Source organism: Streptomyces sp. 142MFCol3.1 (genome assembly GCF_000424945.1).
Taxonomy (GTDB): Bacteria; Actinomycetota; Actinomycetes; order Streptomycetales; family Streptomycetaceae; genus Streptomyces; species Streptomyces siamensis.
The window spans coordinates 268262-283296 of sequence record NZ_AUKV01000014.1 but is presented as its reverse complement, the minus strand read 5'-3'; the positions used below and the strand labels follow the sequence as shown (position 1 = coordinate 283296).

Below are 15035 nucleotides of genomic sequence, written 5' to 3'. Positions count from 1 at the left end.
GGAAGCGCCGTAAGGCGTGGAGGTGACTGGTACTAATAGGCCGAGGGCTTGTCCTCAGTTGCTCGCGTCCACTGTGTTGGTTCTGAAACCACGAACAACCCCGTAGTCGGGCCACGGCTATGGTGCGGTTGACAGTTTCATAGTGTTTCGGTGGTCATAGCGTGAGGGAAACGCCCGGTTACATTCCGAACCCGGAAGCTAAGCCTTACAGCGCCGATGGTACTGCAGGGGGGACCCTGTGGGAGAGTAGGACGCCGCCGAACAAATATTGAAAGAGCTGGTTCCCGAACTTCGGTTCGGGGACCAGCTCTTTTTTGTTTGGCGTCACTTCGCGTTCACGTTGCGCGCCCAACATCCGTGACATGGGTACTGCTGCAATGCTCAGGGCCGCGGGCGTCGGGACGGGCGACGAGGTCATAGTGCCGGCCTTCGGCAACGTGGAGGTTGCCGAGGCCGTGACCCAGGCCGGCGCGACCCCGGTCTTCGCCGACATAGACCCGGCGACATACTGCCTCGACCCGAGCATGGCGGAAGCCGTACTCACCCCCCGATCGGCCGCTCTCGTCGTCGTACACCGCTTCGGGCGCACGGCCGACATGGCGCTGCTGAGGGACATCGGGCAGCGGCACGGACTCCTGGTGCTCGAACAGGGCGAGTCCGAGGCGCCGTACGACGAGACGGCGCAGCGCCGGCAGCGGGCCGCGTACCTCGACGGACGGCTGAACGGAGTGCGCACGCCGTACGGCGGTGACGGGCACACGTACCAGCAGTACGTCGTGCGCGTGCCGGGCAACGGGCGCCCCGACCGTGACGCGTTCGCACGGGCGCTGCGGGCCAGGGGAGTTGAATGCCGTGTGCCGGTGAAGACCCCCGTGCACCGCATGCCCGCCTTCCGCCGCGACATCCAGCTCCCGGAGACGGAGCGGGCCGCCGACGAGACCCTCGCGCTGCCCGTGGACGCGGCGCTGACGAAGCGGGAGATGCACCGGATCGTCTCCGCGTGCAACGCGCTGGGCGGTCTGCTGCAGCCCGCATTCTGACCTACCGGAACCCCAAAGGGACTGACCGGGACCGATTAGGAGCACGCCTCTGTCCGGGGTATGATCTATTCCGTTGCCGGGGGGGAAACCTCCGAAAGCAACAGGCCCCTATAGCTCAGTCGGTAGAGCGTCTCCATGGTAAGGAGAAGGTCAACGGTTCGATTCCGTTTGGGGGCTCAGAGAAAAGGCCTCGCCCATGTGGGCGGGGCCTTTTGCATATGCCTTCCACGGTAAGGCTGTTCAGCGCGCGCGGGGCCCGGCCGTCGAGTGCTCGTGGACCCCGCCCTTCAGTCCTCGGTGTCAGTCCTTCTGAAGCCCCGGCACGCGCATCGCCAGAATGGCCATGTCGTCCGACGGGGCGTCGGAGGCGAAGCGTTCGACCGCTCGCATGATGCGGGCCGCGACAGCGCCGGCCGTCAGACCCGTACAGGTGGTGAGGACGTCCGCGAGACCGTCGTCGCCGAGCATGCGAGTGCCCTCGCGGCGCTCCGTCACGCCGTCCGTGACGCACAGCAGCACGTCGCCCGGGTCGAGCGTGACGGTCTGCTCGTACAGCTCCAGGTCGTCCATCACGCCGAGCAGCGGCTGCGGTTCCGCGGCCGGTTCGACCGTGCCGTCCTGGCGCAGGCGCAGCGGGAGCGGATGGCCGGCGCAGACCACCTTCAGGACCGCCGAGCCGTCCTCCTGGGGCCACAACTCGCCGTACAGGAGTGTCAGGAAGCGGCTGCGGGCACCCTCGTCGAGGATCGCCGAGTTCAGGCGCTCCAGGACCGCGGGACCGCCGTAGCCCTCGCGGGCCAGCAGCCTCAGCGCGTGCCGGGCCAGACCGGTCACCGCCGCGGCCTCCGGGCCCGTGCCGCAGACGTCGCCGATGGCGAAGCCGTACGCGCCGTCGCGGATCGGGAAGAGGTCGTAGAAGTCACCCCCGACTTCGTTGCCCTCGCCGGCCGCGCGGTAGATGACCTCGACCTCGACGCCGTCGATGAGGGGGAGCTCCGGGGGCAGGAGGCTGCGCTGGAGGGACTGGCTGATGGCCATGCGCTCCGAGTACAGACGGGCGTTGTCCAGTGCCAGGGCCGCCCTGCGGGACAGGTCCTCCGCCAACTCCAGGATTTCCTGGCGGAAGTGCTCGTCCGAGGGCTTGCCGAGCGTCAGCATGCCGATGACGCGGTTGCGGGCCACCAGAGGGAGGACGACGGTCTCGCCGCCGACCGCGGAGGCCGTCGCCAGCGTCGTGCCGATGCCGGAGGACACCGAAGGCTGCTCGCCCAGGCCAAGACTGCGCATGGAGGAACGCAGGGCCGCCTGATGGGCGGCCTCGGCGGGCGCAGACCAGACCCGGGCGCCCGGGGTGGGGACCGGGTCCGGCGGGGCGATCTTCGCGAGGAGCGCCTTGAGGCCGTCGATGCGTTCCTCGTCCTCGTGCAGGACGTACGAGAGGTAGGGCTCGGAGGCCTGGTCGGCGATCGTGTAGACGGCACACCAGGTCGCCAGGGTCGGGACGGTCATCTGGGCCATGAGGGCCAGCGTCTGGTCGCGGTCCAGGGTGCCGGCGAGGAGGTCGGAGGCCTCCACCAGGAAGCTCAGCGAACCGCGGCGCAGACGCTCCAGTTCGCCGAGGCGGGCGGATTCCACCGCCAGAGCGATGCGATCGGCGGCGAACTGGAGGCGCAGGGCCTCCTCGTTGGAGTACCGGCCGGGCGCTTCGGCGGCGACGCCGAGGGAGCCGGTGAGACGGCCCTCGACCTTCAGCGGGACCGTGACGACCGAACGCATGCCGGTGCCGCCGAGCAGGGGTACGGCGCCGGGGACGACCGTGAGGTCCTCGTGCACGGCGGGCATGCGGGCCGAGCCGTAGCGGCCGGGGCCCGCCTCGACGGGGACGCGGGCGAAGCGCTGGCGGGCGGAGGGCAGGCCCGTCGAGGCCCGTACCTCCAGCTCCGTCTCGTCGTCGGTGGCCAGCAGGAGGAAGGCCGAGTCGCCGTCGAGCATGTCCCGGGCGCGCTCCACCGTGCGCTGGAGGAGGCCGTCGAGGTCGTCCGGGGCGGGTGAGCCGATGAAGACCTCGAAGGCGTCCGCGGTGGGGCCCTCGGGGCCGGCGGCCGTGTCCGAGGCGGGCAGACGCAAAGGGGTCTGGAGGACGGCGCGTTCGTGGTCACGGACGAGGAGGCAGACCGTGGAGGGCTCGCCGGCCGTGTCGCGGACGCGGAGGTGGGAGGCGTAGACGGGTGTCACCCGGCCGTCGGCGCCGCGGATGCCGTAACTGCCCTCCCAGCGGGAGAGTTGGAGGGCCTCGGCGATGCCCGTGCTGGTGCCGGGCGTGTGCGGCCAGGCCGCGAGGTCGGTGAGGGGCTTGCCGACGACCTGCTCGGCGGCGTACCCGAACAGCTCCTCCGCGTCCTCGCTCCAGGCGCTGATGCAGCCGGAGCGGTCGATCTGGACGACCGCGACACGGACGCGTCCGTCGGCGAGCGGAAGGAGGTCGGCGGGCAGGGAGGGGCCTGCCGCGCGGGTGCCGACCGGGCGCTCGGGGAGGTCGAGCTGGAACCACACCTGCTTGTGCGTCGGCGTGTACTCGACGCCCCAGCGGGCCGCCAGCGCGGCGCACAGCTGGAGCCCGCGGCCGCCCTCGCGGTCGGGGCTGCCCATATTGATGGCCGCCGCCTGGAGTGGAATCTCGCGTTCCGGGTAGCGGTCCGCCACCTCGATGCGTACGCCCTCGTCGCTGCGCAGACACAGTACGTCCGCGGAGGTGCCCGCGTGCACAACGGCGTTGGTGACGAGTTCGCTGGTCAGGACCACCGCATCGTCGACGATGTCGCCGAAGCCCCAGCCCTGGAGGGTGTCACGGACGAACGAGCGGGCGGTCGCGACGGAGCGCCCCACGGGCTCGAAACTGGCGGCCGCGCGCGCGGTGATCACAGAACTCCTCGTGCGGTTGTCTGCGTGCAGGGCCCCGTGGCCGACCTGCTCCTGCCGGAGCAGGGCGTGGTTCCCCGACGGCCGGGGATCCTGGGGGTGTCCCTCAGGACGCAGTCCGGTGGTCATGGTGCGGTGCCCCTCCGATGCCTGCCCGCTCGTGCTCGTGCCACCGCCCAGGCCGGACGGGACCGGCACGGCTGGACAGCCGCATGCAAGGTTACTTACCTTCGCCGTCCATGCGGATGCCGGTCACCAGTGTTTCCGCCCGAGGGTGTGCGGACGATGTGCGAAGCTGCCGAACTGTTATGGCCTGGTTCAGCCGGGGTGAAACACTGGGCAGGCTTCATGGAGAAGGTCCGGGCAGGCTGAATGCCGTCCAGCACGCCGAACAGAAGTACCCGAGTACGCCGAGCAGTAATGGTCGACCCTTGCGGGAGGGACACAGTGGAGTCTGGCGCAGCGACGCGGGGCAGTAAGACGCGCGCGAAAGGCGGACAGTCCCTGGAGAACGGGCGCACACCGCGCAACGGTACGACGGAGGTCGACACCGCTGCCCTGAACCGCCTGATGGCGGCCCTCGTGTCGATGCGGGACGGCAACTTCCGCAAGCGGCTCACCGTCTCCGGCGACGGAGTGATGTCCGAGATCGCCGCGGTCTTCAACGAGGTGGCCGACCGGAATCTCCATCTGACGGGTGAGCTGTCCCGCGTGCGTCGCATGGTCGGACGCGAGGGGAAGCTCACGGAACGGCTGGAAACAGGCGCCTGCGAAGGCTCCTGGGGCGCCGCGATCGACGCGTCCAACGCGCTGGTCGACGATCTCGTACGGCCCGTCTCCGAAGTCGGCCGGGTACTCTCCGCGGTCGCCGAGGGCGATCTGTCGCCCCGCATGGAACTGCGCGCACAGGCGGCGGACGGCAACGGGCACCCGCTGCGCGGCGAGTTCCTCAAGGTCGGGCGGACCGTCAACAATCTGGTCGACCAGCTGTCCACGTTCACCGACGAGGTGACGCGGGTGGCCAGCGAGGTCGGCACCGAGGGCAAGCTCGGCGGGCAGGCCCGGGTCCGTGGGATGTCCGGTTCGTGGAAGGACCTCACGGACTCGGTCAACACCATGGCGTACCGGCTGACGGCCCAGGTACGTGACATCGCGCTGGTGACGACGGCGGTCGCCAAGGGCGACCTGTCCCGCAAGGTCACGGTTCACGTGGCCGGCGAGATGCTGGAGCTGAAGAACACCGTCAACACGATGGTGGACCAGCTGTCGTCCTTCTCCTCCGAGGTGACGCGAGTCGCCCGTGAGGTGGGTACGGAGGGCGAGCTGGGCGGCCAGGCGCAGGTGCCGGGTGTGGCCGGCGTGTGGAAGGACCTCACCGATTCGGTGAACCTGATGGCCGGCAACCTGACGGCGCAGGTGCGGGGCATCGCGCAGGTGACGACCGCCGTGGCCAGCGGTGACCTGTCGCAGAAGGTGACGGTCAGTGCGCGCGGTGAGGTCGCGCAGCTGGCCGAGACGATCAACCAGATGACCGAGACGCTGCGTACGTTCGCCGACGAGGTCACGCGCGTGGCCAACGAGGTCGGCGGCGAGGGCCGGCTCGGCGGTCAGGCGAACGTGCCGGGCGCGGCGGGGACGTGGAAGGACCTCACGGACTCCGTCAACACGGTCTTCCGCAACCTGACGACCCAGGTGCGTGACATCGCCGCGGTGACGACGGCGGTGGCCAACGGTGACCTGTCGCAGAAGGTCACCGTCGACGTGGCCGGCGAGATGCTGGAGCTGAAGAACACCGTCAACACGATGGTGGACCAGCTGTCGTCGTTCGGCGCCGAGGTGACGCGGGTGGCCCGCGAGGTCGGTGTCGAGGGTGAGCTGGGCGGCCAGGCGCAGGTGCCGGGCGCGGCGGGGACGTGGAAGGACCTCACGGACTCGGTCAACACGGCCTTCCGGAACCTGACCGGTCAGGTCCGCAACATCGCGCAGGTGACGACGGCGGTGGCCAACGGAGACCTGTCGCAGAAGGTCACCGTCGACGTCTCCGGCGAGATGCTCCAGCTGAAGAACACCGTGAACACGATGGTGGACCAGCTGTCGAGCTTCGCCGACCAGGTGACGCGGATGGCCCGTGACGTGGGTACGGAGGGCCGCCTCGGCGGTCAGGCCCGGGTGGACGGCGTGTCCGGCACCTGGAAGGAACTGACCGACTCCGTCAACTTCATGGCGGGGAACCTGACTTCGCAGGTGCGGCAGATCGCGCAGGTCACGACGGCGGTGGCCCGGGGTGACCTGTCGCAGAAGATCGACGTGGACGCGCGCGGCGAGATCCTGGAATTGAAGAACACCATCAACACGATGGTCGACCAGCTCTCGGCCTTCGCCGACCAGGTGACCCGGGTCGCCCGCGAGGTGGGCACGGAGGGCCGTCTGGGCGGTCAGGCGCAGGTGCCCGGCGTCGCCGGCGTGTGGCGCGACCTGACCGACTCGGTGAACGGCATGGCCGGCAACCTCACCGCCCAGGTGCGCAACATCGCCCAGGTGGCCACGGCGGTGGCCCGGGGTGACCTGTCGCAGAAGATCGACGTGGACGCGCGCGGCGAGATCCTGGAGCTGAAGAACACCCTCAACACGATGGTCGACCAGCTCTCGAACTTCGCCGAGCAGGTCACGCGCGTGGCCCGTGAGGTGGGCACGGAGGGCATGCTCGGCGGGCAGGCGGAGGTGCAGGGTGTCTCGGGCACCTGGAAGGACCTCACCCAGTCCGTGAACTTCATGGCGAACAACCTGACCATCCAGGTGCGCAACATCGCCGAGGTCACCACCGCGGTCGCCAAGGGCGACCTGTCGAAGAAGATCACCGTCGACGCCAAGGGCGAGATCCTCGAACTGGTCACCACCGTCAACACGATGGTCGACCAGCTGTCCAACTTCGCCGAGCAGGTGACCCGGGTGGCCCGTGAGGTGGGCACCGAGGGCAACCTGGGCGGTCAGGCGCGGGTACCGGGTGTCACGGGCATCTGGAAGGACCTCAGCGACAACGTCAACGTGATGGCCAACAACCTGACCAACCAGGTGCGGAACATCTCGCAGGTCGCGACCGCGGTGGCCAACGGCGACCTGACCAAGAAGGTCACCGTCGAGGCCAGCGGCGAGGTCGCGCAGCTCGCCGACACCGTCAACACCATGGTGAAGACGCTGAGTTCGTTCGCCGACCAGGTCACCCGGGTGGCCCGCGAGGTGGGCACGGACGGCATCCTCGGTGGCCAGGCACGCGTACCGGGTGTGTCGGGTACGTGGAAGGACCTCACGGAGTCCGTGAACGGGATGGCGTCGAACCTGACCGGCCAGGTGCGCAACATCGCGATGGTCACCACGGCCATCGCCAAGGGCGACCTGACCAAGAAGATCGACATCGACGCGCGCGGCGAGATCCTGGAGCTCAAGACCACCATCAACACCATGGTCGACCAGTTGTCGTCCTTCGCCGAGGAGGTCACCCGGGTGGCCCGCGAGGTGGGCACCGAGGGGCAGCTGGGCGGTCAGGCACGCGTGCGTGACGTCGACGGGACCTGGCGCGACCTCACCGAGTCGGTGAACGAGATGGCCGGGAACCTCACCCGGCAGGTGCGTGCCATCGCGCGCGTGGCGACCGCGGTGACCCGCGGCGACCTGAACCTGAAGATCGACGTGGACGCCTCCGGCGAGATCCAGGAGCTTCAGGACTACATCAACAAGATGATCGCCAACCTGCGCGACACCACGATCGCCAACAAGGAGCAGGACTGGCTGAAGGGCAACCTGGCCCGTATCTCCGCGCTCATGCAGGGCCGCCGCGACCTCGACGACGTGGCCTCACTGATCATGAGCGAGCTCACGCCCGTGGTCTCCGCGCAGCACGGGGCGTTCTTCCTCTCCATGCCGCTCGTCGACGGCAAGGAGCCGGGCACCGAGGACGAGGAGGCGTACGAGCTGCGCATGCTCGGGTCGTACGGCTACTCGATGGGCTCCATGCCCACGTCGTTCCGGCCCGGCGAGGCGTTGATCGGCACGGCCGCCCAGGAGAAGCGCACGATCCTCGTGGAGAACGCGCCCAGCGGCTACCTGAAGATCTCCTCCGGGCTCGGTGAGGCGCCCCCGGCACAGGTCATCGTGCTGCCGGTGCTCTTCGAGGGGACCGTGCTCGGCGTCATCGAGCTGGCATCGTTCACGCCGTTCACGCAGATCCAGAAGGACTTCCTGAACCAGATCGCCGAGATGATCGCGACGAGCGTCAACACCATCTCCGTCAACACCAAGACGGAGGTGCTGCTCCGGCAGTCGCAGGAGCTCACCGAGCAACTGCGGGAACGTTCCGCAGAGTTGGAGAACCGGCAGAAGGCGCTCCAGGACTCGAACGCCGAACTGGAGGAGAAGGCCGAGCTGCTGGCTCAGCAGAACCGCGACATCGAGGTCAAGAACACCGAGATCGAGGAGGCCCGCCAGGTCCTCGAAGAACGTGCCGAGCAGCTCGCGGTGTCCATGCGCTACAAGAGCGAGTTCCTGGCGAACATGTCGCACGAGCTGCGTACGCCGCTCAACTCCCTGCTCATTCTTGCCAAGTTGCTCGCCGACAACGCGGACACGAACCTCACTCCGAAGCAGGTCGAGTTCGCCGAGACGATCCACGGTGCGGGGTCCGACCTGCTCCAGCTGATCAACGACATCCTCGACCTGTCGAAGGTCGAGGCGGGCAAGATGGACGTGTCCCCGACGCGTATCGCGCTCGTCCAGCTCGTCGACTACGTGGAGGCCACGTTCCGGCCGCTGACCGCGGAGAAGGGCCTCGACTTCTCCGTACGGGTCTCGCCGGAGCTGCCCGCCACTCTGCACACCGACGAGCAGCGGCTCCTGCAGGTGCTGCGCAACCTGCTGTCCAACGCGGTGAAGTTCACCGACTCCGGAGCGGTCGAATTGGTGATCCGGCCCGCCGGCGGGGATGTTCCGGTGGCCATCCGCGAGCAGCTCCTGGAGTCCGGTTCGCTGCGCGACGCCGACGCCGACCTGATCGCGTTCTCCGTGACGGACACCGGCATCGGCATCGCGGCCAGCAAGATGCGCGTCATCTTCGAGGCCTTCAAGCAGGCGGACGGCACGACCAGCAGGAAGTACGGCGGTACGGGCCTCGGGCTCTCCATCTCCCGCGAGATCGCGCGGCTGCTGGGCGGCGAGATCCACGCGCAGAGCGAGCCGGGACGCGGTTCCACTTTCACGCTCTATTTGCCGCTGCACCCGAGCGAACTGCCGCCGCAGGGTTACGGGCAGCTCGCACCCGCCCTCGAGGCGGGGGAGCTGCTCGCGTCCGAGGCGGAGCTGGCGGGGTCCGACATCGAGACGCCGGCCGAGGTGAAGTCGTACCGGGAGACCCAGAACGGCGCGGCCGCGCTCTTCAGGCGGCGCCGCAGGGCGGTCTCCGCGCCCGAACACCGGCCCGCGCTGCCCGAGCAGCCTCCGGGCGCCACGGCGGCGGCACAGGAGCAGTGGCAGGCCGGGAGCCGGCCGGAGGCCCCGGCGCAGACGCAGCGGGGCATCCGCTTCGAGGGCGAGAAGGTGCTGATCGTCGACGACGACATCCGCAACGTGTTCGCGCTGACCAGCGTCCTGGAGCAGCACGGCCTCTCGGTGCTGTACGCGGAGAACGGCCGTGAGGGCATCGAGGTCCTGGAGCAGCACGATGACGTGACGGTCGTCCTGATGGACATCATGATGCCGGAGATGGACGGGTACGCGACGACCACGGCGATCCGACGGATGCCGCAGTTCGCCGGGCTGCCGATCATCGCGCTCACCGCGAAGGCGATGAAGGGCGACCGGGAGAAGGCCATCGAATCGGGTGCGTCCGACTATGTGACGAAACCGGTCGATCCCGATCACCTGCTCACGGTGATGGAGCAGTGGATGCATGGGGAGTGACCGAGTCTGATCGGGCGTTCCGGGCGTCACGCACCGTCAGCGACCGGAACGGTTGGTTCCGCGCGCCGCGCCGGTGGCGCCGCGGGACCTGTGTCGTATAACTGACTGTGCCTGAAGCCGTGTAGAAGTACGGGATACGGGGAACCTTCTGGTCTCCCGCTGCGTTTCTGCTACGTGCACAGTGACATCGCGGTGACAGGGTGTGGCGACAGGCGGGGTGCGGCTACCATGACCGGCACAAGGACGGACGACGCAAGGGAGTCGTCCCCTGGGGCGGCGCCCGGTGCCACCTCAAGTCCTTCGGACAGGGGAGGCCCCATGCCGGGGCGAGGAGGGCGGGCCATGGTGCAGAAGGCCAAGATCCTCCTGGTCGATGACCGGCCGGAGAATCTGCTGGCGCTGGAGGCGATCCTCTCCGCGCTCGATCAGACACTGGTTCGGGCATCGTCCGGGGAGGAAGCGCTCAAAGCGCTGCTCACGGACGACTTCGCGGTCATTCTGCTGGACGTCCAGATGCCGGGCATGGACGGTTTCGAAACCGCCGCGCACATCAAGCGCCGCGAACGGACCCGGGACATCCCGATCATCTTCCTCACCGCGATCAACCACGGTCCGCACCACACCTTCCGGGGTTATGCGGCCGGCGCGGTCGACTACATCTCCAAGCCGTTCGACCCATGGGTGCTGCGTGCGAAGGTCTCCGTCTTCGTCGAGCTCTACATGAAGAACTGCCAACTCCGTGAGCAGGCGGCTCTGCTGCGCCTCCAGCTGGAGGGCGGGGGCAAGGCGGCGCTGGGCGAGGCCAAGGAGCCCGCCGGACTCCTCGCCGAGCTCTCCGCGCGGCTCGCGGCCGTCGAGGAGCAGGCGGAGGCGCTGTCCAAGCAGCTCGACGACGACTCCGCCGACGCGGCGGCGGTCGCCACCGCGGCCCATCTCGAACGCAAACTCACCGGCCTGCGCAGGGCGCTGGACGCACTGGAGCCGGGCACGGGGAGCGGGGCACCCTCGGTGCCGTCGCAGAACTGAGCGCGGCCCCTCCCGTCCCTCCAGGGCGAACCCGGACGTCACGCCTCCCGAGTGAGGCGGCGTCAGTTCCTTTACCTCGCAAAGGCGACACGAACGGGTGAAGCAGTAGGCACACGTGTCCGCTGCCGTCTCCACCGGTAACCTCACACACATGGCCTCACGTCAGTCCGCAGCCAAGAAGCCGCCAGCGAAGAAGGCGGCCGCTCCGACGAAGGCTCCGGCGAAGAAGGCCCCCGCGAAAAAGGCAGCCGCCAAGAAGGCGCCCGCCAAGAAGACCGCGGCGAAGAAGCCCGCTCCCGCGCCGGCGCCCAACCCGACCGGGGGCGTGTACAGACTCGTACGCGCCCTCTGGCTGGGCGTCGCGCACGCCGTGGGAGCGATGTTCCGCGGCATAGGGCGGGGCGCGAAGGGTCTCGACCCGGCTCACCGCAAGGACGGGGTCGCACTCCTGCTGCTCGGCCTGGCGCTGATCACGGCGGCGGGCACCTGGTCCAACCTGCGCGGCCCCGTCGGTGACCTCGTCGAGATGCTGGTGACGGGCGCCTTCGGCCGCCTCGACCTGCTCGTCCCGATACTGCTCGGCGTCATCGCCGCGCGGCTCATCAGGCACCCCGAGAGGCCGGAGGCCAACGGCCGCATCGTGATCGGCCTGTCCGCGCTCGTGATCGGCGTGCTCGGCCAGGTCCACATCGCGTGCGGTGCGCCCGCGCGCAGCGACGGCATGCAGGCCATAAGGGATGCCGGCGGGCTCATCGGCTGGGGCGCGTCCACCCCGCTGACGTACACGATGGGTGACGTCCTCGCCGTACCGCTCCTGGTGCTGCTCACCGTCTTCGGGCTGCTGGTCGTCACCGCGACCCCGGTGAACGCCATTCCGCAGCGGCTGCGGATGCTCGGCCAGAGGCTCGGCGTCGTCCAGGCCGACGCCGACGAGGACGACCTCGGCGACGAGGGCTACGACGAGCAGTGGCGCGAGGCCACTCCCGTGCGCTCCCGCAGGCGTGCGAGCGCCCCCGAGGCCTACGACCCGGACAGCGCCGAGCAGGACGCCCTCAGCAAGCGCCGGAGCCGCCCCAGGCGGTCCGCCGTGCAGCAGCCCGACATGAACCGCCCGATGGACGCGGTGGACGTCGCCGCCGCCGCGGCGGCCGCCCTCGACGGAGCGGTGCTGCACGGCATGCCGCCCTCGCCGCTGGTCGCCGACCTCACGCAGGGTGTCAGCGTGGAGCGGGACGGATACGAGGAGACGACGCCCGTACCGGCCGCGCGCGCCAAGAGCCCCAAGGCGGCCAAGGCGCCCAAGCAGGAGGCCCTGCCGGTCGACTCCGTCGTGCCCGACCTGACCAAGGCCGCGCCCGACGAGGGGCGCGAACTTCCCCCGCGCGCCGAGCAGCTCCAACTGTCCGGCGACATCACCTACTCACTGCCGTCGCTCGACCTGCTGGAGCGCGGCGGCCCCGGCAAGACGCGCAGCGCCGCCAACGACGCGGTCGTCGCATCCCTCCAGAACGTCTTCATGGAGTTCAAGGTCGACGCCGCCGTGACCGGCTTCACCCGCGGCCCGACGGTCACGCGGTACGAGGTCGAACTCGGCCCCGCCGTGAAGGTCGAGCGCATCACCGCCCTCACCAAGAACATCGCCTACGCCGTCGCCAGTCCCGACGTCCGGATCATCAGCCCGATCCCCGGGAAGTCGGCGGTCGGCATCGAGATCCCGAACACGGACCGCGAGATGGTCAACCTCGGTGACGTCCTGCGTCTCGCGGACGCGGCGGAGGACGACCACCCCATGCTGGTCGCGCTCGGCAAGGACGTCGAGGGCGGCTACGTGATGGCCAACCTCGCGAAGATGCCGCACGTCCTCGTCGCCGGCGCCACCGGCTCCGGCAAGTCCTCGTGCATCAACTGCCTGATCACCTCGGTCATGGTGCGCGCGACGCCCGAGGACGTGCGGATGGTCCTCGTCGACCCCAAGCGCGTGGAACTCACCGCCTACGAGGGCATCCCGCACCTGATCACACCGATCATCACCAACCCGAAGCGGGCCGCCGAGGCCCTGCAGTGGGTCGTCCGCGAGATGGACCTGCGCTACGACGACCTCGCGGCGTTCGGCTACCGGCACATCGACGACTTCAACGAGGCCATCAGGAACGGCAAGGTGAAGCTGCCGGAGGGCAGCGAGCGCGAACTCCAGCCGTACCCCTACCTGCTGGTGATCGTCGACGAGCTCGCCGACCTGATGATGGTCGCCCCGCGCGACGTCGAGGACGCGATCGTCCGCATCACCCAGCTCGCCCGCGCGGCCGGCATCCACCTCGTGCTCGCCACGCAGCGGCCGTCCGTCGACGTCGTCACCGGTCTCATCAAGGCCAATGTGCCCTCCAGGCTCGCCTTCGCCACCTCCTCGCTCGCCGACAGCCGGGTCATCCTCGACCAGCCGGGCGCCGAGAAGCTGATCGGCAAGGGCGACGGACTCTTCCTGCCGATGGGAGCGAACAAGCCGACCCGTATGCAGGGCGCCTTCGTCACCGAGGACGAGGTCGCGGCAATCGTCCGGCACTGCAAGGACCAGATGGCGCCCGTCTTCCGGGACGACGTCACCGTGGGCGCCAAGCAGAAGAAGGAGATCGACGAGGACATCGGCGACGACCTCGACCTGCTGTGCGCCGCCGCCGAACTGGTCGTCACCTCGCAGTTCGGATCGACCTCGATGCTCCAGCGCAAGCTGCGCGTCGGTTTCGCGAAGGCCGGTCGACTGATGGACCTCATGGAGTCGCGCAACATCGTCGGCCCCAGCGAAGGGTCCAAGGCGCGCGACGTCCTGGTGAAGGCGGACGAACTCGATGGAGTGCTCGCCGTGATTCGTGGGGAAGCTGAAGCGTAAGGAAACAGGACAGGTCGGTCACCGGACGGATGAGTCCGCGACACGCGGGTATTCGAACGTGACCCACCTGTAAGGAAACCGCGAGCAACCGTTTCCCGCCGTCGCACGTCAAGTTGAGCGAAGGGGCGCCAAGGTGCCCCGACATCAGGATGACCGGCCATTCTGATGGCGTACAAAGTCCTACCGCCCGGTTGCCCCACCCTTTCGTACCCCCCCTAGACTGAACGTCCAGCACAGGTGGCTACACGCTCGAAAGGCGCCCCCGTGTCCATCGGCAACTCCCCTGACGGCAACTTCCCCCAAGACGAGCGTCCGTTCGAAGACGACCGCGATGCCGAGCAGTTCCTCTCGATCGGCCGTGCCCTCAAGCAGGCACGCATCGAGGCGGGACTGAGCGTCGACGACGTCACCAACGCCACCAGGGTCCGCATCGCCATCGTCCACGCGATCGAACAGGACGACTTCACCCCCTGCGGCGGCGATGTCTACGCCCGCGGTCACATCAGGACCCTGGCCCGCGCCGTCCACCTCGATCCGGCCCCCCTGCTCGCCCGGTACGACGCCGAGCACGGCGGGCGCCCCGCACCCACGCCGGCCGCCCCGCTCTTCGAGGCGGAACGTATCCGCCCAGAGCGGCGCGGGCCGAACTGGACCGCCGCCATGGTCGCCGCGATCGTCGCGGTGATCGGCTTCGTCGGGTTCACCGTCGTCAAGGGCAGTGGCGGCGACGAGGACGGTTCGAAGACACAGGTCGCCGAGGGATCCAAGCCGACCGCCAGCAAGACCGCCTCCTCGGCCGGCCCCGAGACCACCAAGCCCGCCGACCCCAAGCCCGACCCCTCGGACAGCGCCATCGCGGCCGCGCCGCAGGACAAGGTCACCGTCCAGGTCAGCGCCGCCGACGGACGCAGCTGGATCTCCGCCAAGGACCACAACGGCCGGATGCTCTTCGACGGCCTGCTGAAGCAGGGCGAGTCCAAGACCTTCCAGGACAACTCGAAGATCAACCTGATCCTCGGGGACGCGGGAGCCATCCAGCTGTACGTGAACGGCAAGAAGATCGAGGACGACTTCCAGCCCGGCGCGGTCGAGCGTCTCACCTACACCAAGGGTGACCCCCAGGTCGGATAAACCGTCCGAAGGGGGACAGCCGGTACGGGGTTGGCCAAGATCGGCCAACCCCGTCGACGTGGGCTGTCGGAGAGACAAAGTAGTCT

At 69.0% G+C, this 15035-nt stretch carries 6 protein-coding genes, 1 tRNA gene and 1 rRNA gene; 7 read left to right on the top strand and 1 reads right to left on the bottom strand.

Translation table 11 applies throughout. The features are described from left to right. The first annotated feature begins 146 nt into the window (after nt 1–146). The 3 genes from rrf to H305_RS0122430 all read left to right on the top strand — a co-directional run bounded on the left by rrf (nt 147) and on the right by H305_RS0122430 (nt 1217). Nucleotides 147–263 (top strand): 5S ribosomal RNA (gene rrf / locus H305_RS0122440). 114 nt (nt 264–377) lie between these two features. Then, the gene (locus H305_RS0122435) at nt 378–1040 is read left to right on the top strand and encodes a DegT/DnrJ/EryC1/StrS family aminotransferase (RefSeq protein WP_028802364.1); all 663 of its coding nucleotides are present in this window, start codon (nt 378–380) and stop codon (nt 1038–1040) included. A gap of 104 nt (nt 1041–1144) precedes the next feature. Then, a tRNA-Thr gene (locus tag H305_RS0122430) sits at nt 1145–1217 on the top strand. 123 nt (nt 1218–1340) lie between these two features. Here the strand turns inward: H305_RS0122430 and H305_RS0122425 are convergent. Then, a complete protein-coding gene (locus tag H305_RS0122425) occupies nt 1341–4088 on the bottom strand; it encodes a SpoIIE family protein phosphatase (protein ID WP_028802363.1) in 2748 nt (915 codons plus the stop codon). A gap of 318 nt (nt 4089–4406) precedes the next feature. Between H305_RS0122425 and H305_RS0122420 the strand changes: the two genes are divergently transcribed. The 4 genes from H305_RS0122420 to H305_RS0122405 all read left to right on the top strand — a co-directional run bounded on the left by H305_RS0122420 (nt 4407) and on the right by H305_RS0122405 (nt 14949). After that, nucleotides 4407–9908: a HAMP domain-containing protein gene (locus H305_RS0122420; RefSeq protein ID WP_028802362.1), complete on the top strand. Its 5502-nt coding sequence runs from the start codon at nt 4407–4409 to the stop codon at nt 9906–9908. A gap of 342 nt (nt 9909–10250) precedes the next feature. Further along, entirely contained in the window at nt 10251–10934 is a 684-nt protein-coding gene (locus H305_RS0122415) for a response regulator (protein ID WP_028802361.1), read from the top strand. Between the two features lie 151 nt (nt 10935–11085). Then, the gene (locus tag H305_RS0122410) at nt 11086–13818 is read left to right on the top strand and encodes a DNA translocase FtsK (protein ID WP_051370829.1); all 2733 of its coding nucleotides are present in this window, start codon (nt 11086–11088) and stop codon (nt 13816–13818) included. Between the two features lie 264 nt (nt 13819–14082). Then, the gene (locus H305_RS0122405) at nt 14083–14949 is read left to right on the top strand and encodes a helix-turn-helix domain-containing protein (RefSeq protein WP_028802359.1); all 867 of its coding nucleotides are present in this window, start codon (nt 14083–14085) and stop codon (nt 14947–14949) included. The last annotated feature ends 86 nt before the right edge of the window (nt 14950–15035 follow it).

Excerpts from the sequence above, each read along its gene's own strand:
- H305_RS0122435 (WP_028802364.1), top strand. The coding sequence starts at position 378 with ATGCTCAGGGCCGCGGGCGTCGGGACGGGCGACGAGGTCATAGTGCCG.
- H305_RS0122425 (WP_028802363.1), bottom strand. The coding sequence starts at position 4,088 with ATGACCACCGGACTGCGTCCTGAGGGACACCCCCAGGATCCCCGGCCG.
- H305_RS0122415 (WP_028802361.1), top strand. The coding sequence starts at position 10,251 with ATGGTGCAGAAGGCCAAGATCCTCCTGGTCGATGACCGGCCGGAGAAT.
- H305_RS0122410 (WP_051370829.1), top strand. The coding sequence starts at position 11,086 with ATGGCCTCACGTCAGTCCGCAGCCAAGAAGCCGCCAGCGAAGAAGGCG.